This is a genomic window from Pseudomonas sp. O230, from assembly GCF_045447035.1.
GTDB lineage: Bacteria > Pseudomonadota > Gammaproteobacteria > Pseudomonadales > Pseudomonadaceae > Aquipseudomonas.
This window is the reverse complement of the sequence record NZ_JBJGXN010000002.1, coordinates 183,890-207,312: the sequence shown is the minus strand read 5'-3', so window position 1 is coordinate 207,312 and position 23,423 is coordinate 183,890. Positions and strand designations below refer to the sequence as shown.

Genomic DNA, 23,423 nt, shown 5'->3' with positions numbered 1-23,423 from the left:
CCGGGCTTTTCGTATGCAACACAATCTGCAGACGTGCGCAGATCTAATGTGGGAGCGGGCTTGCTCGCGAAAGCGGTGTATCAATCAACATTGAAGTCGGCTGATGCACCGCTTTCGCGAGCAAGCCCGCTCCCACATGGGTCCGTGTTATCAGCTTTTGTTTTGCAGGCGCACTGCAAGCACGTCGCAAGGCGCACCGTGCAGTACGTCATTGGCGGTAGAGCCCAGCAGCAATGCCAGGCCATGCCGGCCATGGCTGCCCACCACGATCAAGTCGCAGGTCTGCTCTTTGGCCAGGTGATGAATCTCCTGGCGCGGCTGGCCGTAGGTCAGGTGGCTGTACTCTTTGGAGAGTTCCGGGTACTTCACGATCAGCCGGTCAAGACGTTCCTTGGCCTGATCGAACTGTTGCTGCTGCAACTGGGAAAGGTCCATCGGCACGTCGCCGCCAAAGGCCATGGCCATCGGCTCGACAATGTGCACCAGGGACAGTTTCGCGCCGTTGCTCACCGACAGTTCGCGAGCGCGGTGGATTACAGGATCGCACTCTTCGGTTAGATCTACAGCGACCAGAATGTGGTTGTAGGGCATGAGGTGCTCCTCCTGAGGTTTGCAATAGGGGTAAGTATGGCTGGTTTCAAGCGCAGTGTTTTCAAAGTGATTCAAAGCGCTCATCAAGAATCGGGAGTACAGATATGACGGTCTGGATAGTGGTGTCAATCCTGTTGGTGGTACTGAGTCCGCTGGCATGGTTGCGGCCGTCTCGCCATCAGAGTGGGCGCATGGCCCTGCGCATGGAGGCCCGACGCATCGGGCTGGCCATGCAACTGGCGCCCCAGGAGTGGCCGCATTGGCTGAGTCAGGAGCCGCCGAGCCCTTGCGCTCAGTACCACCGACCGCGTCGCGGCAATCAGCCGGTGTGCTGGAGTTATTGGCAAAAGTCGGCGGGCGTTTGGGTGAATCAATGGCAGGAACTCTGCGAAGATCCGGCGTTGCTGATTCATTTTGAAAAGTTGCCGGCCAACGTCTACAAGGTCGAAGCGGACAAGCAAATGATCACGTTGTATTGGGGCGAGAAGGGCGACGCTTCCGTCCTGCAACAAATCGACGCCACCCTCAAGGACCTCGCCTGAACCCGATCCTGTAGGAGCCGGCTTGCTGGCAATGAAGGACATGCGGTTTACCTCGTTAACCGCGTTGTCTGGATCGCCAGCAAGCCGGCTCCTACAGGGCATTGGTAGATTCGCAGGCAATAAAAAGCCCGACATTCAACATCGGGCTGGAGTTGGCCAGGCAGGCCGGTAATTCACTGTGGGCTGATCTTACGCCGGGCATTCGCCAGCGCGTTCAATTTTTTCTCAAACTCCCGCCAGCGTAGCCCGTTAAACAAAGGCTGCCGTGAATTAGGGCGACTTTTCTAACTATTGATTCTATGAATGACTTCCCATGCAGCCGCGTGTTGCAGGTCTTCGCGTTACGGAAATGACCGGAAAGTCGCGTTTCAACCCGTATTTTGGGCGATTGACAATTGTCGGAAATTCCGTGAAGGTGACGTACCCAAATCAAACGGGCGTATGAATTGAGCGTTTGTATTTCAGACCGCTCCTACAGAATCCCGACTATCGCGTTGGCGGGTGTGTCGGGTGGATTGGCGTAGCATCGACGATAAACGTCCCTGCCAAGCCATTCGCCTGCGTCCGACGTGTACTGTTCAGCTTCCATATCGTGGAGATCAGTTGATGATTTACGAAGGTAAAGCCATCACGGTTAAGGCTCTTGAAAGTGGCATCGTCGAATTGAAATTCGACCTCAAGGGTGAGTCCGTCAACAAGTTCAACCGTCTAACCCTGAACGAACTGCGTCAGGCCGTAGACACCATCAAGGCAGATGCTTCGATCAAGGGTGTGATCGTCAGCAGTGGCAAGGACGTGTTCATCGTCGGCGCCGACATCACCGAATTTGTCGAGAACTTCAAGCTGCCTGATGCAGAGCTTGTCGCTGGCAACCTCGAAGCCAACAAGATTTTCAGCGATTTCGAAGACCTCAACGTCCCGACAGTCGCCGCGATCAACGGCATCGCCCTGGGTGGCGGTCTGGAAATGTGCCTGGCGGCGGACTACCGCGTCATGTCCACCAAGGCCAAGATTGGTCTGCCGGAAGTCAAACTGGGCATCTACCCGGGCTTCGGTGGCACGGTACGCCTGCCGCGCCTGATCGGTGCCGACAACGCAATCGAGTGGATTGCCTCCGGCAAGGAAAATCGTCCTGAAGACGCGCTGAAAGTCGGCGCCGTCGATGCGGTGGTTGAACCTGGGAAACTGCAGGAAGCTGCCCTGGAACTGATCAAACGCGCCATCTCCGGCGAGTTTGACTACAAGGCCAAGCGTCAGCCGAAGCTGGAAAAGCTGAAACTGAACGCAATCGAGCAAATGATGGCTTTCGAAACCGCCAAAGGTTTCGTGGCAGGTCAGGCTGGCCCGAACTACCCGGCGCCGGTTGAAGCGATCAAGACCATCCAGAAAGCAGCGAACTTCGGTCGCGAAAAAGCGCTGGAAGTCGAAGCTGCCGGCTTCGTCAAACTGGCCAAGACCTCTGCTGCGCAGAGCTTGATTGGTCTGTTTCTGAACGACCAGGAACTGAAGAAAAAGGCCAAGGCCTACGACGAAATCGCCAAAGACGTGAAGCAGGCTGCTGTATTGGGCGCCGGCATCATGGGCGGCGGTATCGCTTATCAGTCGGCTTCCAAAGGCACGCCGATCCTGATGAAAGACATCAACGAGCACGGCATCGAGCAAGGCCTGGCGGAAGCCGCCAAGCTGCTGGTCGGCCGCGTTGATAAAGGTCGCATGACCGCGGCGAAAATGGCCGAAGTGCTCAACGGCATTCGTCCGACCCTGTCCTACGGCGACTTTGGTCACGTTGACCTGGTGGTTGAAGCGGTCGTCGAGAACCCTAAGGTCAAGCAAGCCGTTCTGGCCGAAGTCGAAGACAAGGTCAAAGAGGACACCATCCTCGCGTCCAACACCTCGACCATTTCCATCACCTTGCTGGCCAAAGCCCTCAAGCGTCCGGAAAACTTTGTCGGCATGCACTTCTTCAATCCGGTGCACATGATGCCGCTGGTTGAAGTGATTCGTGGCGAGAAGTCCAGCGAGCTGGCCGTTGCCACCACCGTTGCCTACGCCAAGAAAATGGGCAAGAACCCGATCGTCGTCAACGACTGCCCGGGCTTCCTGGTCAACCGCGTCCTGTTCCCGTACTTCGGCGGTTTCGCCAAACTGGTCAGCGCCGGTGTGGACTTCGTCCGTATCGACAAGGTCATGGAAAAATTCGGCTGGCCGATGGGCCCGGCGTACCTGATGGACGTGGTCGGCATCGACACCGGCCACCACGGTCGCGACGTCATGGCTGAAGGCTTCCCGGACCGCATGAAAGACGACCGCCGTTCAGCTGTCGACGTGCTCTACGAAGCCAAGCGCCTGGGCCAGAAGAATGGCAAGGGTTTCTACGCCTACGAGACCGACAAGAAGGGCAAGCAGAAGAAAGTCGCCGACCCGTCGGTACTGGAAGTGCTCAAGCCGATTGTCTTTGAACAGCGCGAAGTCACTGACGAAGACATCATCAACTGGATGATGATCCCGCTGTGCCTGGAAACCGTGCGTTGCCTGGAAGACGGCATCGTCGAAACCGCTGCCGAAGCCGACATGGGTCTGGTCTACGGTATTGGTTTCCCTCCATTCCGTGGCGGTGCGCTGCGTTACATCGATTCGATCGGTGTGGCCGAGTTCGTTGCCCTGGCTGACCAGTACGCTGATTTGGGCGCGCTGTACCACCCGACCGCAAAACTGCGTGAAATGGCCAAAACCGGCCAACGGTTCTTCGGTTAAGCGTCCCAACTTTTGAGCGAGAGTGAAATTTTATGAGCTTGAATCCAAGAGACGTCGTGATTGTCGACTTCGGTCGTACTCCGATGGGCCGCTCCAAGGGCGGCATGCACCGCAACACCCGTGCTGAAGATATGTCGGCACACCTGATCAGCAAATTGCTGGAACGCAACGTCAAGGTCGACCCGAGCGAAGTCGAAGACGTGATCTGGGGCTGTGTTAACCAGACCCTGGAGCAGGGCTGGAACATCGCTCGCATGGCGTCGCTGATGACGCAGATCCCGCACACTGCTGCCGGCCAGACCGTCAGCCGTCTGTGTGGTTCGTCGATGAGCGCTCTGCACACTGCTGCGCAAGCGATCATGACCGGCAACGGTGACGTGTTCGTGGTTGGCGGCGTCGAGCACATGGGCCACGTGAGCATGATGCACGGTGTCGATCCGAACCCGCACATGTCGCTGTACGCGGCCAAAGCCTCGGGCATGATGGGCCTGACTGCGGAAATGCTCGGCAAAATGCACGGCATCACTCGCGAGCAGCAAGACGCTTTCGGCGTGCGCTCCCACCAGCTCGCCCACAAGGCGACCCTGGAAGGCAAGTTCAAAGACGAAATCATCCCGATGCAGGGCTACGACGAGAACGGTTTCCTGAAACTGTTCGACTACGACGAAACCATTCGTCCGGAAACCACCCTGGAAAGCCTGGCGGCATTGAAGCCAGCGTTTAACCCGAAGGGCGGCACCGTGACAGCCGGTACGTCGTCGCAGATCACCGATGGTGCTTCGTGCATGATCGTGATGTCGGCGCAACGTGCACAGGACCTGGGCATCCAGCCTCTGGCGGTGATTCGTTCGATGGCAGTGGCAGGTGTGGACCCGGCAATCATGGGCTATGGTCCAGTACCGGCGACACAGAAAGCACTGAAGCGCGCGGGCCTTGGCATCCACGATATCGACTTCTTCGAGCTCAACGAAGCTTTCGCCGCACAGGCCCTGCCAGTGCTGAAAGATCTGAAAGTGCTCGACAAGATGAACGAGAAGGTTAACCTGCACGGCGGCGCGATCGCCCTGGGTCACCCGTTCGGTTGCTCCGGTGCGCGTATCTCCGGCACTTTGCTGAACGTGATGAAGCAAAATGGCGGCACCTTCGGGGTAGCTACCATGTGCATTGGTCTCGGCCAAGGCATCTCCACCGTCTTCGAACGCGTTTAAGCGTTTCGTTGACGGAAGCCGGGGCCAAGTGCCCCGGTTTTTGTTTTTCCGGATTTATTTTTGTTTTTATTTTGAAAAGATTTGAGTGAGGGCCAAACCATGCCGATACAACCTGGGCTCTACCAACATTACAAAGGTCCGCAGTACCGCGTATTCAGTGTTGCGCGGCATTCGGAAACCGAAGAAGAAGTGGTCTTCTATCAAGCCCTGTATGGCGATTACGGCTTTTGGGTACGTCCCTTGAGCATGTTCCTGGAGTCGGTCGAGGTAGACGGCGAACAGGTCCCACGCTTTGCATTGGTGCAAGTCGAACCGAGCGTTTTTTCCAAGCCATAAGCGGAGTGCGCGCAGAACCCTGCGCTTGACCTCACCTTGTAGCCACTATATATAGCGGTGCCGCGTCAGGCGCCAACCGCCTTTCACTTCTAGAATTCAGGAATTTTCTGATCCATGGGCAAATCGCTGGTCATTGTGGAATCCCCGGCTAAGGCCAAGACCATCAACAAGTATCTGGGTAACCAATACGTGGTGAAGTCGAGTATCGGCCATATCCGAGACCTGCCCACCAGCGGTTCGGCTAGCGCCAGCAAAGAGCCAGCCGCCAAGCGCGGCAAGGCTGCCGCGGGTGAAGGTCCGGTGCTCACGCCGAAAGAGAAAGCGCGCAAGCAGCTGGTCTCGCGCATGGGTGTCGATCCCGATCATGGCTGGAAAGCCAAGTACGAGATCCTCCCGGGCAAGGAAAAGGTCATCGAAGAGCTGCGCCGGCTCGCCAAGGATGCTGACACCATCTATCTCGCAACCGACTTGGATCGCGAGGGGGAAGCCATTGCCTGGCACCTGCGCGAAGCCATCGGTGGTGACGACAGCCGCTACAAGCGCGTGGTGTTCAACGAAATCACCAAGAAGGCGATTCAGGAAGCCTTCTCCAAGCCGGGCGAGCTGGACATCGACCGTGTCAATGCCCAGCAGGCGCGTCGTTTCCTCGATCGCGTGGTGGGTTACATGGTTTCGCCGCTGCTGTGGGCCAAGATCGCCCGTGGCCTGTCCGCCGGTCGTGTGCAATCGGTTGCGGTAAAACTGGTCGTTGAGCGTGAGCGCGAAATCCGTGCGTTCAACCCGGAAGAGTACTGGGAAGTCCACGCCGACCTCGGCACCGCCAAGGGCGCCACCGTGCGCTTCGACGTGGCTCGCGAGAAAGGCGAGGCCTTCAAGCCGTTGAACGAAGCCCAGGCCATGGCCGCGCTGGAGAAGCTCAAGGCTTCCAGCTACAGCATCGTAAAACGCGAAGACAAGCCGACCAGCAGCAAGCCGTCCGCGCCATTCATCACGTCCACCCTGCAACAGGCTGCGAGCAACCGCCTGGGCTTCGGTGTGAAGAAAACCATGATGATGGCCCAGCGTTTGTACGAAGCCGGCTACATCACTTACATGCGTACCGACTCCACCAACCTCTCGGCCGATGCCGTGACGATGGCGCGTACTTATATTGAAGGCGAGTTCGGCAAGAAGTACCTGCCGGAAACTCCGAACGTCTACAGCAGCAAGGAAGGCGCACAGGAGGCTCACGAAGCTATTCGTCCGTCCGACGCCAACACCGAGCCAAGCAAGCTGGCGGGCATGGAGCGTGATGCAGAGCGGCTCTACGAGCTGATCTGGCGCCAGTTCCTCGCCTGCCAGATGCTGCCGGCGCAATACCTGTCGACCACGGTCACCGTCGGTGCCGGTGATTTCGAGCTGCGCGCCAAGGGTCGCATCCTCAAGTTCGACGGTTATACCCGCGTCATGCCGCAAATCGCCAAGCCTGGCGATGACGACGTGCTGCCGGACATGGCCCAGGGCGATGCGATGAAGCTGATCAAGCTTGATCCGACCCAGCACTTCACCAAGCCGCCGGCGCGTTACTCGGAAGCGAGCCTGGTGAAAGAAATGGAAAAACGCGGAATCGGCCGTCCTTCGACCTACGCGGCGATCATTTCGACCATCCAGGACCGCGGCTATGTAGCGCTGCACAACCGCCGCTTCTACTCGGAAAAGATGGGTGACATCGTCACCGAGCGCCTGTCCGAGAGTTTCTCCAATCTCATGGACTACGGCTTCACCGCCGGCATGGAAGAGAACCTCGATGACGTGGCCCAGGGCGAACGCGACTGGAAAAACGTGCTGGACGAGTTCTACGGCGACTTCAAGAAGAAGCTCGAAGTAGCAGAAAGCGCGGAAAACGGCATGCGTGCCAACCAGCCGGTGATGACCGACATTCCGTGTCTGACCTGTGGCCGTCCGATGCAGATCCGTACCGCATCGACCGGCGTGTTCCTCGGCTGCTCGGGTTACAGCCTGCCGCCGAAGGAGCGCTGCAAGGCCACCGTCAACCTGGTGCCGGGCGATGAAATCGCCGCGGACGACGAGGGTGAATCGGAGTCGCTGGTTCTGCGTGGCAAACATCGTTGCCCAATCTGCAGCACTGCGATGGACGCTTACCTGCTCGACGAGAAGCGCAAGCTGCACATCTGCGGCAACAACCCGGATTGCGATGGCTACGAAATCGAAGAGGGCACCTACCGCATCAAGGGCTATGAAGGTCCGAGCCTGGAATGCGACAAGTGTGGCAGCGAGATGCAGCTCAAGACTGGCCGTTTCGGCAAGTTCTTTGGCTGCACCAACGCAACGTGCAAAAACACCCGCAAACTGTTGAAAAGCGGTGACGCGGCGCCGCCGAAGATGGACCCGGTGAAGATGCCTGAGCTGAAATGCGAAAAGGTCAACGACACCTACATCCTGCGCGACGGGGCTTCCGGCCTGTTCCTGGCGGCTAGCCAGTTCCCGAAAAACCGTGAGACGCGTGCTCCGTTGGTCATGGAAATCGTGCCGCACAAGGATGAGATCGATCCGAAGTACCACTTCCTCTGCGAAGCACCGAAGAAGGACCCGGACGGTCTCCCTGCCGTGATCCGTTACAGCCGCAAGACCAAAGAGCAGTACGTGCAGACGGAAGTCGACGGTAAGCCGACTGGCTGGAAGGCGTATTACGACGGCGGCAAGTGGACGGTTGAAGACAAGCGTCCATCAGCCAAAGCTTAAACAGCGCCATAAAACAAAAGGCCGCATGACAACCCTCGGGTTTTCATGCGGCCTTTTTGTTTTGGGCTTGCAGTGGGCTTGGGTGATCCACGACACTGTCCGACCTGCGTGAAGCAATTATTTCGTTGTGGAGGCTGCCGTCATGGCCCACGAACTCTATACCCGTACGAACCAAAAGATTTATTTCGCCGGCCTGTCGCTGGAAGCCCTCGCCAAGGCTGAAGAGGGGCGGGCGATGAATTCCCTGGCGCTGATTCAGGCCGGGCGCGAATCGGCGTTGTTTCACTTGTACGGCGCGTTGCTGGGGCTGTGCCATGAAATTGCTGGCTTCTACCGCTTGCCTCAGGCCAATGCACCTCGGGCGGAGATGTTACTGACCCGGGAAGTACTGGACGCGATTGCCATTCCTGAAATGGCCGAGATGGTCGAGTTGGCGCAAAACCCTGAAACCTGGCTGGCCAAGCTGTTGTCGGCTCATGCTGCGTTGTTTCAACCGCCGCGCGCGCCACACAAACCCAAGGGAGACGTGACGCAGCCGCTGATCCTGGCGGTTAATCTGGACGAAGAAGATTCGCCGGAAGAACTGAGCCGGGAGGAGTTGGAGAGCTGGCGTCAGAACCTGAAGGGCCTGGCGATTCGTTTTCGCGAAGGGTTGAACGAGTGCTGAAGGGTTGAGTGTTTGACGGAGGGTCCGACGGACTGTCCGTTTCAGGGATGAGAGCTGTCAGAAATGTCTCTTCGTAATGGCATCTGGTCAAGATCCTGAGCGAAGCCTGTCCGATGCCTATATAATCGCCGCCTTTCGTGGAGAACAGACCTTTATGCCAACGTCCTTTCTAGAAATTGTCGAGTTGCCAGACGGCCGAATCGAGCTGCGCAGGGCCGAGGACGAGGGTTCTCTGGTTACTTTGGATTTCTCTGAGGATGCCAAAGCGTTCCTGCAGGGCCAGCACGTGGAAGTTGCCAAGGCAATGTTAAGCGTCGGCGTTCAGATGGCTGGCCGCTTGGTTGAAGGTGATTTCAATACGGATGAGAGCTCACGGGTCCTTCATTGATCCCGTTCGTCGCTTTTTCCTGATACCGCTACAGATTGGCTTCTCTATCCCTGGAGAAGCCCCGCGCAATTCAGTGCGTGCCTCGTTTAACCCAGTCGAATGTTCAGGCTTTGTGCGTCCCCGGTCCGGGCGGCGCTGATCAACTGTTGCCGTGACGTGGTGCTCAGTGGATTGAGCCAGCTGACGACCGTATGGCTGCGACCCAGGCGCAAGGCTTCGCAGGTCAGCTGTTGTGCGCTCTGGGTGCCGCGCGGTTGCAGCAATAGAATGCGTTCACGATTCAGGCCTGCGTCTCGCAGCCAGGTTTGGGTCAGGCTGGCGGGCGGGGCGATCAATGTCAGCCAGCGCGCGTCCTGGTCTTCACTCAACTCCCTGAGGATCGGTGCCAGAAGACTCAGGCAGTTCCCGGCCGCACCACGTAATGACAGCTCACTGAAAAACTCAGGTTCGGCGCTCCACGGCGACTCGACCACGTCCTTCAGGCTCGGCGTCATCGGTTGCACCATGAACGCCTCGAACAACGGCAGTTGGGCTTGCTGTGAGGTGTGTGGGAACTGCATGGAGCCTCCTTTAGCGGCGAATAACGCCGACACTCAAGCCTTCGATCACCAGTTCCTGATCTTTCAGGTTCACTTCGATAGGGGCGAACTCAGGGTTTTCGGCGATCAGCCAGACTTTGCTGCCGTCGCGCTTGAAGCGTTTGACTGTTACTTCGTCGCCGATCCGCGCCACCACGATCTGGCCGTTACGGGCTTCGCGGGTGGTATGGACGGCCAGCAGGTCACCGTCGAAAATACCCACGTCCTTCATGCTCATGCCGTGAACGCGCAGTAAATAGTCAGCGCGAGGATGGAAGAAGGCAGGGTTGATGTTGCAGGATTCTTCGATGTGCTGCTGGGCAAGGATCGGCGCGCCAGCAGCGACTCGGCCAATGATGGGCAGGGTGGACTCGTCGGCCTTGGCTTCGAAGCCTGGGATGCGAATGCCGCGGGATGCGCCCGGCGTCATCTCGATTGCACCCTTGCGAGCCAGCGCCTTGAGGTGTTCTTCCGCCGCGTTGGGCGATTTGAAACCCAGTTCCTGAGCGATTTCCGCGCGGGTCGGCGGGTAGCCGTTGTCTTCCAGGCAGCGTTTGATGAAGGCCAGAATCTCGGCTTGGCGTGGCGTCAGCTTTAGCATATTGATCGCTCTGTCTTTTTATACAGTGACTGGGATTATATACAGTGAAAGCGACTTGGCAATGCCCCTTTTTTTGCCGGCCGCCGGACGGTAGATCAGCCTGCTGATTGAAGCGTCGACGTTGTATGATTAAATAGCTGACCGGCCATTCCAAAAACGAACCGCCAGGCTTGACAAGGCCTGGGCTGAAACGTATGTTTCAAACAAGTGTTTGTCAGGCGGAGTAGCCATGGCCCAGTCGGAAACCGTTGAACGCATTCTTGATGCTGCCGAGCAGTTGTTCGCTGAAAAAGGTTTCGCAGAAACTTCATTGCGTCTGATCACCAGCAAGGCAGGTGTCAATCTGGCGGCGGTGAACTATCACTTCGGCTCGAAGAAGGCGCTGATTCAAGCGGTTTTCTCGCGCTTTCTCGGGCCGTTCTGTTTAAGCCTTGATAAAGAGCTGGAGCGGCGTCAGGCCAAGCCCGAGGACAAACCGACGCTTGAAGAACTGCTGGAAATCCTCGTCGAACAAGCTTTGGTGGTGCAGCCACGCAGCGGTAACGATCTCTCGATTTTCATGCGTTTGCTGGGGCTGGCGTTCAGCCAGAGCCAGGGTCACCTGCGTCGCTATCTGGAAGACATGTATGGCAAGGTGTTCCGTCGCTACATGATGCTGGTCAACGAAGCCGCGCCGCGCATTCCGCCGATCGAGCTGTTCTGGCGCGTGCACTTCATGCTGGGTGCTGCGGCGTTCAGCATGTCCGGTATCAAGGCCTTGCGTGCAATTGCCGAAACCGATTTCGGCGTCAACACGTCCATTGAGCAAGTAATGCGCCTGATGGTGCCGTTCCTGGCCGCTGGCATGCGCGCCGAAACCGGTGTGACCGACACGGCCATGGCCAGCGCGCAATTGCGTCCGCGCAGCAAATCGACGCAGGTTGCCGCCAAGGTTTAACCGCGCACGGGTGGGCGCGGCAGCTGACATCCGCTAAGCTAGCCGCCCATGCCGACTCTCGTTCTGAACCTGCTCCCCATTGATCTCGCCGACCTGCCGGGCACAGCCCCTGGCGGCGAACGCGTGCGAGCCGGGTTAATTGTTATCAAGGAATTTCTATGACTGCTGGCCTGCAAGGCTCGTTGATGGTGGACGTCGCCGGTACCTGGCTGACGGCTGAAGATCGCCAATTGTTACGCCAACCGGAAGTGGGCGGCCTGATCATTTTTGCCCGCAACATCGAACACCCGCGCCAGGTGCGCGAACTGAGCGCCGCAATCCGCGCCGTTCGACCTGATCTGTTGCTGGCAGTGGATCAGGAGGGTGGCCGCGTGCAACGCCTGCGCCAGGGCTTCGTGCGCCTGCCGGCCATGCGCGCCATTGCCGACAACCTGAATGCCGAATACCTGGCCGAGCAGTGTGGCTGGATCATGGCTACCGAAGTCTTGGCCGTCGGTCTCGACCTGAGCTTTGCCCCGGTGCTGGATCTGGATTACCAGCGCAGCGCCGTGGTTGGCACCCGTTCGTTCGAAGATGACCCTGAGCGCGCTGCGCTGCTGGCAGGGGCATTTATCCGCGGCATGAACTGCGCAGGCATGGCCGCTACCGGTAAACATTTCCCCGGTCACGGCTGGGCGGAGGCGGACTCTCACGTCGCGATCCCGAATGACGAGCGCAGCCTCGATGAAATCCGCGCCAACGATCTGGTGCCGTTCGCCAGGCTGAGCAAGCAACTGGCCGCTGTCATGCCGGCTCACGTTATTTATCCGCAAGTCGATTCCCAGCCAGCAGGCTTCTCCCGTCGCTGGTTGCAGGACATCCTGCGCGGTGAGTTGCAGTTCGACGGGGTGATCTTCAGCGACGACCTGTCGATGGCCGGCGCTCACGTGGTCGGCGATGCGGCCAGCCGAATCGAAGCCGCGTTGACCGCTGGCTGCGACATGGGCCTGGTGTGCAACGACCGCGCTGCCGCGGAACTGGCGCTGAGCGCCGCCCAGCGTCTGAAGGTCAAGCCATCCGAGCGCATCGCGCGGATGCGTGGCCAGTCGTACGCCAGCACCGAATACCGTCAAGACCCGCGCTGGCTGACAGCCATTGGCGCGCTAAAAGACGCTCAACTGATTGAATAAGGACTTTAGTTTATGACGGTTTACGCGATTATCGGTGGCACCGGCCTGACTCAACTGGAAGGCCTGAGCATACGTCAGTCATTGGCGGTCGACACCCCCTACGGCGCACCTTCGGCCGAGGTGCAGATCGGTGAGTATGCCGGCAAGGAAGTGCTGTTTCTCGCGCGTCATGGTCACCCGCACCGTTTCCCGCCACATCAGGTGAACTACCGCGCCAATCTCTGGGCGTTGAAACAGGCCGGTGCCGAAGCGATCCTTGCGGTCAACGCCGTGGGCGGCATTCATGCCGCGATGGGCACCGGACATTTCTGTGTGCCACATCAGCTGATCGACTACACCAGCGGTCGTGAACACACCTATTTTGCCGATGACCTGGAACAGGTCACCCACATCGACTTCAGCTATCCCTACAGCGAAGCGCTGCGTCAGCAATTGATCGCGGCGCTGGCGGTTGAAGGCGTTGGCTATAGCAGTCATGGCGTGTATGCCTGCACGCAGGGGCCGCGCCTGGAAACAGTGGCGGAGATTGCGCGACTGGAACGCGACGGTTGCGACATCGTCGGCATGACCGGCATGCCGGAAGCGGCATTGGCGCGTGAGCTGGAACTGGATTACGCGTGCCTGGCGCTGGTGGTGAACCCGGCGGCGGGCAAGTCGACGGCGGTAATTACCATGGCTGAGATCGAGCAGGCGCTGCATGACGGGATGGGCAAGGTGAAGTCGACGTTGGCGCGGGTGTTGAAGGGCTGAACGATCGTTACACCGAGTTGACCTTATCGCTGGCAAGCCAGCTCCTACATGTCTCGCGTTAACCTTTGTAGGAGCTGGTTTGCCAGCGATAGCACTCCAACTAACGCAATTACTTGTCGATTTTCTCCGGCAACGGCGCAAACAACGCTTCAATATCATCACTCTGCAACTTCCAGTCCCCAGCCTTGCGCCCATCCAGCACGCCCGCGGCCAGGTCGGATTTTTCCTTCTGCAGGTGCTGAATTTTTTCTTCTACTGTGCCCCTGGCGATCATCTTGTAAACGAACACCGGTTTCTCCTGACCAATGCGATACGCACGGTCAGTCGCCTGGTTTTCCGTCGCCGGGTTCCACCACGGGTCGTAGTGAATCACCGTATCCGCTTCCGTCAGGTTCAAGCCAACACCGCCTGCCTTCAAACTGATCAGAAAGATCTGACGTTTACCGCTCTGGAAGTCCTTCACCGGCGAACGTCTATCGCGGGTCTGTCCGGTCAGCAGTGCGTACTCCACGCCGCGCTTCTTCAGTTCGACCTCGATCAACGCAAGCATCGAAGTGAACTGCGAAAACAGCAGAATCCGTCGACCTTCCTCGAACAACTCCTCAAGCATTTCCATCAGGCTATCGAGCTTGCCCGAAGTGCTTCCGCGCGTCGGCACGGCAGCGTCGTTGACCAGGCGCAAATCGCAGCACACCTGACGCAGTTTCAGCAGTGCTTCCAGAATGATGATCTGGCTGCGCGCCACACCTTTGCGGGTAATCTCGTCGCGGACTTTCTTGTCCATCGCCAGGCGCATGGTTTCGTACACATCCCGTTGGGCTTCGTTGAGCTCGACCCAATGGATGATTTCAGTTTTCGGCGGTAATTCCGTCGCCACCTGCTCTTTTGTCCTACGCAGCAGGAACGGTTTGATTCGACCGTTGAGATGTTGAAGTCTTACTTCGCTGGCGCGCTTTTCAATCGGCACGCGGTAATCACGGTTAAAACTCTTCACGTCACCGAGCCAGCCGGGCAGCAGGAAGTGAAACAGCGACCACAGCTCTCCCAGATGGTTTTCCAGTGGCGTTCCGCTCAGGCACAAGCGCTGTCGTGCGTTCAGCTCCCGCGCGGCCTGGGCGGCTTTGCTGTTGGGGTTTTTGATGTACTGCGCCTCGTCCAGCACCAGCACATGCAACGGTTGCGCGGCCAGGCGTTCGACGTCTTTGGGCAGTAGCGCATAGGTGGTCAGGATCAGGTCGTAATCGGCCAGACTGTCGAAATGCTTTTTCCGACTGGCGCCGTACAGTGCCAGCACTTTTAGTTGCGGTGTGAAGTGCGCTGCTTCGTCGAGCCAGTTGGGGATGAGGCTGGTGGGCATCACCACCATGCACGGCCGGTCGAGACGTCCAGCGTTTTTCTCACTGAGAACATGCGCCAGGGTTTGTAGGGTTTTGCCCAGGCCCATGTCATCCGCGAGAATCCCGCCAACCTCCAGTTGCCGCAACGACTGCATCCAGCTCAGGCCTTCCAGCTGATATGGGCGCAACGTCGCGTTCAAGCCTTCCGGCGCGGTCGCGGTGTAGTCCTTGATGTCCCGCAGACGCTGGGCAAAGCTGCGCATCTGTTCGCCACCCTCCCAGAGCAGCGGCAAGTCTTCCAGCGGATTCAGGCGGGTGGCGTCGGCCTTGCTCAGGCGCAGCGTGGTTTCGCCGGGCTCTTGCAGATAGAACTCACCGAGGGTCGCCAATACCGGTTTCAAGCGGCCGAAGGGCAGGGCAACTTGCAGCGGCCCATGCTCGGAGTTCGGGCGATGGGGGATGTTCACCAGTATCAGCTCGTCGTCGCGCCGGCGGGCCAGGCGTTCCGGGTTGAGGATTTCGGTGTGGGAGCGCATCAGGTTCAACAGGATCGGCAACAGACTCAGCCGTTCACCGTTGACGATTATTCCCAGTTCCAGATCAAACCAGTCGCGCTCCGGCGCCTGTTCGACGGTGGCGTACCAGTCATCCACGGCGGTCAGGTCGAACCCGAAATCCTCGTCGATCTGCAACTCCCAGCCTTGGCTGCGCAGCTTCGGCAGCTCATTGAGGGTGAAGGTCAACCAGGCACTGTCATTGACCATCTCATAGAGTTCGCCAGCACTTTCCGGCAAGGCTTTGCTTTGCCGGGTAGCGATCTTGAAGCCGAGGATTCGCAACTGTTCCCTGTAGGCCTGTTCGACTTCGGGATGGCGCTTTATCCGTAATGTCTGCGTTTCCTGACGAATCAGGATGTCGGCGTTTTTCTGTCCACAAACGTATTCATCGAGATAGCTGAAGGACAACGCGGCGCGATGCTGGATATAACGCTGCATCTTGCCGTTGCGCGGCTCGAAGGCACTGAACTCGATGCTCGCCAGCCACAGGCGCGGCACCGGTTGCACGTTGTCCACCAGCACTTGCGGCAGTGCTTTCGGGCTGCGGTTTTCCAGTACGGCCTGAAGCTTCTCCAGCAATTCGGCATCTTGCGCTGCGGCGGGGTAGGCGAGGGTTTCCTGCACTTTCAGCAGTACCGCGGCGCAATGTTTGCAGTTGCTGCGGACCGGACAGGTGCAGGTGGCATCGACCATCAGCAAGGTGGCTTTGGCTGACTCGCGCAGGCGAATGGTCTGACGGTAAACGTTGCCGCCAGAACCTTCGCACGCAGCGATGATCGTAGCGTCGCCGGCCTCGACGATCCTGACGCGGTTCTCCAAAGCGTAGCGGCGGCCACGCTCCAGGCTCTGTTCCTTGAATCGACTGACCCATGAAGGTGCCAGGGGTTTGCTCAGGGTCGCAGGCATAGGGACTTCAATCAGTCCGGAATTTCATCGGGGACTGGCCGGGGCGCAGGGGCGGTGAGCGAGGTGATCTTGATCAGCAGGCCGAGATGGCCGTTGTCGAGGAAGTTCAGCTGGCCGTTCTTGGTGTGGCTTTCTTGCTTGAGGCGTTCGCTGGCGGTAACCATGCCGTTGGCGTCGATCTGGTTGACCCAGAAGTCGGCGTCAACGTCGGTGAAGCGCCCCAGTTTCAGGTTCAGCGTGCCCTCGATCGGGAACTGACCGAACTGTTCCTTGCCGTCGCTGACCGCAACTTTGCTGGCTTCTTCGCCGAGGTTTTGCTGCCAGGCCTTGTGTAGCAACACCGTGTAATCATTGCTGGCGGTGAGTTTTTCCACTTCACCATTCAGGCTCGGCGTGCGCAGGCTCTCAGGGCGGATTTGCTGGGCGCCGGCGGCCCAGTCTTCCGGCGCGGCGCGGCTGACGATGGCGGGCACGGCGTTTTGCCGGACCAGAATCATTTCGATCTGATACAGGTCATCGGCAAACGCCGTAGGAGCGACCAAGGTGGTCAGCAAGGTCAGTAAACGAAACAGGCGCATGCGGCGTCCTTCAAGCAGTTTTCGGAATGAGGCATTCAAGTAGTGCCTCTACAGTATTAAAGCGCTCTTCCGGGCGCTCCATCGGAACCATGAATTTAAACATCGTGGCGCCTTCGAATTTGTAGCGTTTAGGCTGGCCCTGAATCAGTTTGATCAGTGTCAGCGGATCGACGGGTGTCTGCGCCGCGAACTCGATTCGACCGCCTTGCGGGCCCCCGTCGACTTTCTTGATGCCCAGCTGTTCGGCCTGCAATTTCAACGCGGTGATGCGCATCAGGTTCTTGGTCGGCTCCGGCAGCAAGCCGAAACGGTCGATCATCTCCACTTGCAAGTCCTTGAGGCCTTCTTCATCGGTGGCCGAGGCAATGCGTTTGTAGAGAATCAGTCGGGCATGCACGTCCGGCAAGTAGTCTTCGGGAATCAATGCCGGTACACGCAAATTGACTTCCGGACCGCCGCCCAACGGCTGATCAAGGTTCGGTTGTTCGCCCTTGCGGATCGACTTCACCGCGCGCTCCAGCATCTCCATGTACAGGGTGAAACCGACCGCCTGAATCTGGCCGCTCTGACCGTCGCCGAGCAGTTCGCCGGCGCCACGGATTTCCAGGTCGTTGGTGGCGAGCACGAAGCCCGCGCCGAGGTCCTGGGTATTGGCGATCGCTTCCAGACGCTTTTCTGCGTCCGGAGTGATTTGCTGGCGCGGCGGCGTCAGCAGGTAAGCATAGGCCTGGTGGTGACTGCGACCAACGCGGCCGCGCAATTGGTGCAGCTGGGCCAGGCCGAACTTGTCGGCACGCTCGATGATGATGGTGTTGGCGCTCGGCACGTCAATGCCGGTTTCGATGATCGTCGAGGCGATCAGCACGTTGAAGCGCTTGTGGTAAAAGTCGCTCATCACCTGCTCGAGATCGCGTTCGCGCATCTGCCCGTGGCCGATACCGATCCGCGCCTCCGGCACCAGCTCGGCGAGGTCGGCGGCGCATTTCTCGATGGTCTTGACGTCGTTGTGCAGGTAGTAAACCTGGCCGCCACGCAGCAACTCCCGCAATAGCGCCTCTTTGACCGTGCTCTTGTTCTGCTCCATGACAAAGGTGCGAACCGACAGGCGACGGGCCGGCGGCGTGGCGATGATCGACAGATCGCGCATGCCCGACACCGCCATGTTCAGCGTGCGCGGAATCGGCGTAGCGGTGAGTGTGAGGATGTCGACTTCACTGCGCAGGGCCTTGAGCTGTTCTTTCTGACGGACACCGAAACGGTGTTCCTCGTCGATGATCACCAGCCCGAGGTTTTTGATCTTCACGTCGTCTTGCAACAGTTTGTGCGTGCCGATGACGATGTCGATCTTGCCTTCGGCGAGGTCGGCGACGGCGGCATTCACTTCCTTGGTCGACTTGAAGCGGCTCATCACTTCCACCGTCACCGGCCAGTCGGCAAAGCGGTCGCGGAAACTGTTGTAGTGCTGCTGGGCGAGCAGGGTGGTCGGCACCAGGATCGCCACTTGGCGCCCACCGTGCACCGCAATGAACGCTGCACGCATCGCCACTTCGGTCTTGCCGAAACCGACGTCGCCGCAAACCAGTCGGTCCATCGGCTTCGGTGCGAGCATGTCGGCGCGCACCGCCTCGATGGTGGTTTGCTGGTCTGGGGTTTCTTCGAACGGGAACCCGGCGCTGAAGGTTGCGTAATCGGCTTTCGGATCTTCGAAGGCATACCCTTCGCGAGCAGCGCGGCGCGCATAAATGTCGAGCAATTCGGCCGCCACATCGCGCACCTGTTCGGCGGCTTTGCGTTTGGCTTTCTGCCAGGTTTCCGAGCCGAGGCGATGTAATGGAGCCAAGGCATCGTCGCTGCCGGTGTAGCGGGCGATCAGGTGCAGGTTGGCGACCGGTACGTACAGCTTGGCGCCTTCGGCGTATTGCAGGGTCAGGAACTCGGCGGCCTGATCGTCGATTTCCAGCGTCGCCAATCCGAGGTAGCGGCCAACGCCGTGGTCGATGTGCACCACCGGCGCGCCTTCGCGCAGCTCGGTGAGGTTCTTGATCACGGCGTCGTTATTGGCGTCGGCGCGTTTTTCACGGCGACGCCGCTGCATCACGCGCTGACCGAACAACGGACTTTCGGCGACCAGCGCCAGTGCAGGATTATCGAGCACCAGGCCTTCGTCGAGGGGTGCAATGGTGATCGCCAAACGTTCCTTGCTCGCGACAAAGTCGGGCCAGCTGTCGACGGTTTTCGGTCGCAGCTTCAGGCGTTCGAGCAGTTCCAGCAGCACTTCACGACGGCCTGCGGACTCGGCGGTGAACAGCACGCGACCGGGGAACTCGTCGAGGAAACCGGCCAGCGCCGCCAGTGGCTGCGTAGCCTTGGCCTCGATGGCCAGATCCGGCAGCTGTCGTGCCGGGAAGCGCTCGCGACCGACACCGGTTTCAACGTCCTGTTGACTGGCAACGACGCGCGGCCAGTTCTTCAGGCGCGCGAAGCAGTCTTCCACCGGCAGGAACAACTCGGCTGGCGGCAATAAAGGACGGGACGGATCGACGCGACGTTCTTCATAGCGGTTGCGCACGTCGTTCCAGAAGTTCTCTGCCGCTTGCTCGATGCCCGGCAGCGAAAACACTTGCGTGTCCTGGGGCAGGTAATCGAACAGCGTCGAGGTTTCGTCGAAGAACAACGGCAGGTAGTACTCGATACCCGCCGGTGTAATCCCGCTGCTCAGGTCCTGAAAGATCGGGCAGCGGCGGAAGTCGACGTCGAAGCGCTCACGGAATCGCGCCTTGAAGCGGGTGACCGCATCTTTTTGCAGCGGAAACTCGCGGGCCGGCAGCAGGCGGACTGTGTCCACCTTGTCGATGGAGCGCTGGTTTTCCGGATCGAAGGTACGCAGCGTTTCGATTTCGTCGTCGAAGAGGTCGATGCGAAAGGGCAGTTTGCTGCCCATCGGGAACAGATCGATCAACGAGCCGCGCACGGTGAATTCGCCGTGCTCGTACACCGTGTCGACGTAGCGATAACCGCTGGCTTCCAGCCGGGTGCGCATCTGCTCTACGTCGAGCTTTTGCCCGACATCCAGAACCAGGCTGCTGCCGAGCAGGAATTTGGTCGGCGCCAGGCGATGCAATGCCGTGGTGATCGGCACTACCAGCACGCCATGGCTCAGTTCAGGCAATCGATAAAGGGCGGCGATGCGCTGGGAAATGATGTCCTGGTGTGGCGAAAACAGATCGTAGGGCAGGGTTTCCCAGTCCGGGAAATGCAGCACCGGCAAATCCGGGGCGAAGAAGCTCAGCTCCTGCTCCAGCCGCTCAGCACTTTGGCTGTCGGCGGTCAGCAGCAGGGTAAAGCGCTTGGCAGCGCTGGCGGCCTCGGCGATGGCCAGGCTCAGGGCGGCACCGGGCAGATTGCCCCAGTGCTGTTTACCTGCCGCGGCAGGGAGAAGCGGTAGACGCAGAACGGGCACGGAAGGTTGAGCTCCAAGCGTTGCGACAAAGTCGGTAATTGTAGCGGTCCCGGGTGCCGCCTGTCAGTTGCTGACTGTGTCTATTACGCAGGTTTGGCGAAATGTAGTGGTAAAGACAAAAAACGCCGGTTTATTGCTGAAAATTACTGATTATGTAGTGGCAAAACGACTGAGTGTTACGGAGGGTTACGGATAAGGCAGCGGTATCTCCAAAAAATTGACTGCGCTGAAAGCCGCGGTTTTACTGGGCTTCGAAGGTGCGTAATTTTTTTGAAGAGAAATTTGTTACGGATCGCGCGACAGGCGCGCATTGCTACGGGGAGCACTCGGCGGCATAATGTAGCCCCTTTTTTCTGCCCCTACATGTGGAAGGTTCCCGTGACTCAGAAGCCCGACCAGTGTCTTGGTGAATGGATCGACCGTGAAGCACTCGCAGAAGCGATGATTCCGCTTATCGGTCAGCTCTACCGCAATAACAACGTGGTGAGCTCGATCTATGGCCGCAGCCTGATCAACCAGTCTGTCATCGCGATTCTCAAAGCTCACCGCTTTGCTCGCCATCGTTCTTCCGACGATAGCGAACTCTCCGTCCACGAAACATTCCCTCTGCTTAAAGCCATGAGCGAGCTCAAGCTCGGCGCAGCTTCGGTAGACTTGGGCAAGTTGGCGTTCAAATTCCGCGTCGAAGGCAAAGGCCGCACTGCCGAGCAGTTCGTCCGTGAAGAATTGGCTGACGTGGTTGGCCAGCAAAACGCTTCCGCTCGCAAAGGCACTGACGTTGTTCTGTACGGCTTCGGTCGTATCGGCCGTCTGCTGGCGCGCATCCTGATCGAAAAAACCGGTGGCGGCGACGGCCTGCGTCTGCGTGCCATCGTGGTGCGCAAAGGCGCCGAGAACGACCTGGTCAAGCGCGCAAGCCTGTTGCGTCGCGATTCGGTACACGGTCCGTTCAACGGCACCATCGTCATCGACGAAGAAAACAACACCATCACCGCCAACGGTAACCTGATCCAGGTGATCTACGCGAAGAACCCGACCGAGGTGGATTACACCCAGTACGGCATCAAAGACGCACTGCTGGTGGACAATACCGGTGTGTGGCGTGACGCCGAAGGCCTGGGTCAACACCTGGCGTGCCCGGGTATCGACCGCGTTGTTCTGACCGCGCCTGGCAAAGGCAAGCTGAAGAACATCGTTCACGGCATCAACCACGGTGAAATCACCGCTGAAGACAAGATCGTGTCCGCCGCTTCCTGCACCACCAACGCCATCGTGCCGGTGCTCAAGGCTGTGAATGACAAGTTCGGCATCATCAACGGTCACGTCGAAACCGTTCACTCGTACACCAACGACCAGAACCTGATCGACAACTTCCACAAGGGCGATCGCCGTGGCCGTAGCGCCGCGCTGAACATGGTCATCACCGAGACCGGTGCTGCCACCGCTGCTGCCAAGGCCCTGCCTGAGCTGGCTGGCAAGTTGACCGGTAACGCGATCCGTGTTCCGACGCCAAACGTGTCGATGGCCATTCTGAACCTGAACCTTGAGAAAGCCGCCACCCGTGAAGAGATGAACGAGTACCTGCGCTACATGGCGCTGCACTCCGATCTGCACAAGCAAATCGACTTCGTCAATTCGCAGGAAGTGGTTTCCACCGACTTCGTTGGCTCGCGCCACGCAGGTGTTGTGGACGCTGAAGCAACCATCACCCAAGATAACCGCGTTGTTCTGTACGTTTGGTACGACAACGAATTCGGTTACAGCTGCCAGGTGGTTCGCGTGATGGAAGACATGGCCGGTGTAAACCCGCCAGCGTTCCCGCGCTAAGCTTTAGCTGCACATGAAAACGCCCCGACTTTGGTCGGGGCGTTTTTGTTTTCGGAGTTTGGTCAGTTGCAGATGCGTTGTGTGTGTCGACCTCATCGCGGGCAAGCCTGCTCCCACAGGTATTGTGGTGTTTACACCATCGTGTAAGCGCCGCTGAACCCTGTGGGAGCGGGCTTGCCCGCGATGGCGATCTATCAGGTGCGACCGACCACCGCTGCTTGCGCAGTCCGCAGTTCATGCCGATTGCCTTTGAACAACACCAACGTCGCAATCAACCCCAGCACCGCCGCACCACTCAGCCAGATCCCCGGCGCAGCCTTGTTATCCAGTACATGGATCAGGTACGTACAGGCAGCGGGCGTAAACCCGCCAAAGGTCGCCGTCGCCAGGCTGTAGGCCAAAGAGAAACCGGTCGTACGAACTTCCACCGGCATGATCTCGGTCAACGCCACGACCATGGCCCCGTTATACGAGCCATACAGGAACGACAACCACAATTCGACGATCAACAAATGGCTGAAGCTTGGGTTCGCCACCAGCCACGACAGGGCTGGGTAGGCGGTGAGAATTGCCAGAATGGTCGCCGCGAGAAGTAAGGGTTTTCGGCCGATTTTGTCGGACACAGCACCCATCACCGGCAGCCAGAAAAAGTTCGACAGGCCGATGCAGACCGTTACCAGCAGCGCATCCAGATCCGACAGGTGCAGTTCGGCTTTGCCGAAGGTCGGGGTGTACGCGGTAATCAGGTAGAACGACACCGTGGTCATCACCACCAGCGCCATGCCGGCGAGGACAATGCCAAAGTTCTGACCGATCGAGCGAACAATGTCCTGCAGGGTAGGGCGATGCTTTCGTGCCTGGAACTCAGGGGTTTCTTCCAGCGAACGGCGAATCACGAAGATCACCGGTACGATCATGCAGCCGATCAGGAACGGCACGCGCCAGCCCCAGTCACCCATTTCTTCCGGGCTGAGCCAGTGGTTCAAACCCACCCCCAACAGACCGGCAAACACCACTGCCGCTTGCTGACTGGCGGACTGCCAACTGACGAAGAAGCCTTTGCGCCCCGCTGTGGAGATCTCCGCGAGATACACCGACACGCCGCCCAATTCCACGCCGGCAGAGAAGCCTTGCAGCAGTCGACCGAACAGCACGATCAACGGCGCGGCTACGCCCAGCGTGGCGTAACCCGGTACGCAGGCAATTAACACCGTGCCGGCGGCCATCATCGCGAGGGTGATGATCAACCCTTTGCGGCGACCATGACGGTCGATGTAGGCACCGAGGAAAATCGCACCCAAGGGACGCATCAGGAAACCGGCCCCGAAAGTGGCCAGAGACAGCATCAGTGAAGCAAACGCGCTATCGGCGGGAAAGAAGGTTTTGGCTATGGCCGTCGCGTAAAAGCCATAGACCATGAAGTCGAACATTTCGAGAAAGTTACCGCTGACAACGCGAAAAATCGCTTTGCCTTTGCTCGTGCTGGAAGACATTT

At 58.8% G+C, this 23,423-nt stretch carries 18 protein-coding genes; 11 read left to right on the top strand and 7 right to left on the bottom strand.

Annotation, left to right across the window (positions count from 1 at the left end; genetic code table 11):
• Positions 1-150 precede the first annotated feature (150 nt).
• A complete protein-coding gene (locus ACI77H_RS04310) occupies positions 151-591 on the bottom strand; it encodes a universal stress protein (protein WP_008028495.1) in 441 nt (146 codons plus the stop codon).
• Positions 592-695: 104 nt separating this feature from the next.
• Here ACI77H_RS04310 and ACI77H_RS04305 point away from each other — a divergent pair, with 104 nt between their 5' ends.
• The 7 genes from ACI77H_RS04305 (at position 696) to ACI77H_RS04275 (ending at position 9,228) form a co-directional block, all read left to right on the top strand.
• The gene (locus ACI77H_RS04305; protein ID WP_407010526.1) at positions 696-1,133 is read left to right on the top strand and encodes a hypothetical protein; all 438 of its coding nucleotides are present in this window, start codon (positions 696-698) and stop codon (positions 1,131-1,133) included.
• A gap of 606 nt (positions 1,134-1,739) precedes the next feature.
• Positions 1,740-3,887 carry a fatty acid oxidation complex subunit alpha FadB gene (gene fadB / locus ACI77H_RS04300; protein WP_407010525.1) on the top strand — a complete coding sequence of 716 codons (2,148 nt, stop codon included), beginning with the start codon at positions 1,740-1,742 and terminating at the stop codon, positions 3,885-3,887.
• Between the two features lie 32 nt (positions 3,888-3,919).
• Positions 3,920-5,095, top strand: a complete 1,176-nt coding sequence (gene fadA / locus ACI77H_RS04295; RefSeq protein WP_407010524.1) for an acetyl-CoA C-acyltransferase FadA — start codon at positions 3,920-3,922, stop codon at positions 5,093-5,095.
• A gap of 99 nt (positions 5,096-5,194) precedes the next feature.
• Positions 5,195-5,431 (top strand): DUF1653 domain-containing protein, encoded by a 237-nt coding sequence (locus ACI77H_RS04290; RefSeq protein WP_407010522.1) that lies wholly within the window; start codon positions 5,195-5,197, stop codon positions 5,429-5,431.
• Between the two features lie 114 nt (positions 5,432-5,545).
• Positions 5,546-8,173: a type I DNA topoisomerase gene (gene topA / locus ACI77H_RS04285; RefSeq protein ID WP_407010521.1), complete on the top strand. Its 2,628-nt coding sequence runs from the start codon at positions 5,546-5,548 to the stop codon at positions 8,171-8,173.
• 142 nt (positions 8,174-8,315) lie between these two features.
• Positions 8,316-8,840 (top strand): DUF6586 family protein, encoded by a 525-nt coding sequence (locus tag ACI77H_RS04280; RefSeq protein WP_407010519.1) that lies wholly within the window; start codon positions 8,316-8,318, stop codon positions 8,838-8,840.
• Positions 8,841-8,994: 154 nt separating this feature from the next.
• Complete coding sequence (locus ACI77H_RS04275) at positions 8,995-9,228, top strand: hypothetical protein (RefSeq protein ID WP_008028479.1); 234 nt, start codon at positions 8,995-8,997, stop codon at positions 9,226-9,228.
• An 86-nt stretch (positions 9,229-9,314) separates the two neighbouring features.
• Here ACI77H_RS04275 and sulA read toward each other — a convergent pair whose 3' ends face one another.
• Together sulA and lexA are read right to left on the bottom strand one after the other, a co-directional pair.
• The gene (gene sulA / locus ACI77H_RS04270) at positions 9,315-9,788 is read right to left on the bottom strand and encodes an SOS-induced cell division inhibitor SulA (RefSeq protein ID WP_407010518.1); all 474 of its coding nucleotides are present in this window, start codon (positions 9,786-9,788) and stop codon (positions 9,315-9,317) included.
• 10 nt (positions 9,789-9,798) lie between these two features.
• Entirely contained in the window at positions 9,799-10,407 is a 609-nt protein-coding gene (gene lexA / locus ACI77H_RS04265; protein WP_007944149.1) for a transcriptional repressor LexA, read from the bottom strand.
• Positions 10,408-10,636: 229 nt separating this feature from the next.
• Between lexA and ACI77H_RS04260 the strand changes: the two genes are divergently transcribed.
• From ACI77H_RS04260 to ACI77H_RS04250, 3 genes are all read left to right on the top strand, one after another.
• Positions 10,637-11,344, top strand: coding sequence for a TetR/AcrR family transcriptional regulator (locus tag ACI77H_RS04260; protein ID WP_407010517.1), 708 nt, complete (start codon positions 10,637-10,639; stop codon positions 11,342-11,344).
• 158 nt (positions 11,345-11,502) lie between these two features.
• A complete protein-coding gene (gene nagZ, locus ACI77H_RS04255) occupies positions 11,503-12,513 on the top strand; it encodes a beta-N-acetylhexosaminidase (RefSeq protein WP_407010516.1) in 1,011 nt (336 codons plus the stop codon).
• Between the two features lie 12 nt (positions 12,514-12,525).
• Positions 12,526-13,263, top strand: a complete 738-nt coding sequence (locus tag ACI77H_RS04250) for an S-methyl-5'-thioinosine phosphorylase (RefSeq protein ID WP_407010515.1) — start codon at positions 12,526-12,528, stop codon at positions 13,261-13,263.
• Positions 13,264-13,372: 109 nt separating this feature from the next.
• On the opposite strand, the gene ACI77H_RS04245 is transcribed toward ACI77H_RS04250, so the two are convergent.
• Genes ACI77H_RS04245 through mfd form a run of 3 tightly spaced genes read right to left on the bottom strand, consistent with a single transcriptional unit; the run spans position 13,373 to position 20,101 of the window.
• Positions 13,373-16,063 carry a DEAD/DEAH box helicase gene (locus ACI77H_RS04245; protein WP_407010514.1) on the bottom strand — a complete coding sequence of 897 codons (2,691 nt, stop codon included), beginning with the start codon at positions 16,061-16,063 and terminating at the stop codon, positions 13,373-13,375.
• An 11-nt stretch (positions 16,064-16,074) separates the two neighbouring features.
• On the bottom strand, positions 16,075-16,641 hold the full coding sequence (locus ACI77H_RS04240) for a CsiV family protein (RefSeq protein WP_407010513.1): 567 nt from the start codon (positions 16,639-16,641) through the stop codon (positions 16,075-16,077).
• A 10-nt stretch (positions 16,642-16,651) separates the two neighbouring features.
• Entirely contained in the window at positions 16,652-20,101 is a 3,450-nt protein-coding gene (gene mfd, locus ACI77H_RS04235; protein ID WP_407010512.1) for a transcription-repair coupling factor, read from the bottom strand.
• 363 nt (positions 20,102-20,464) lie between these two features.
• On the opposite strand from mfd, the gene ACI77H_RS04230 reads away from it, so the two are divergent.
• Positions 20,465-21,928 (top strand): glyceraldehyde-3-phosphate dehydrogenase, encoded by a 1,464-nt coding sequence (locus ACI77H_RS04230; protein WP_407010511.1) that lies wholly within the window; start codon positions 20,465-20,467, stop codon positions 21,926-21,928.
• A gap of 194 nt (positions 21,929-22,122) precedes the next feature.
• On the opposite strand, the gene ACI77H_RS04225 is transcribed toward ACI77H_RS04230, so the two are convergent.
• On the bottom strand, positions 22,123-23,421 hold the full coding sequence (locus ACI77H_RS04225; RefSeq protein WP_407010510.1) for an MFS transporter: 1,299 nt from the start codon (positions 23,419-23,421) through the stop codon (positions 22,123-22,125).
• Positions 23,422-23,423 lie beyond the last annotated feature (2 nt).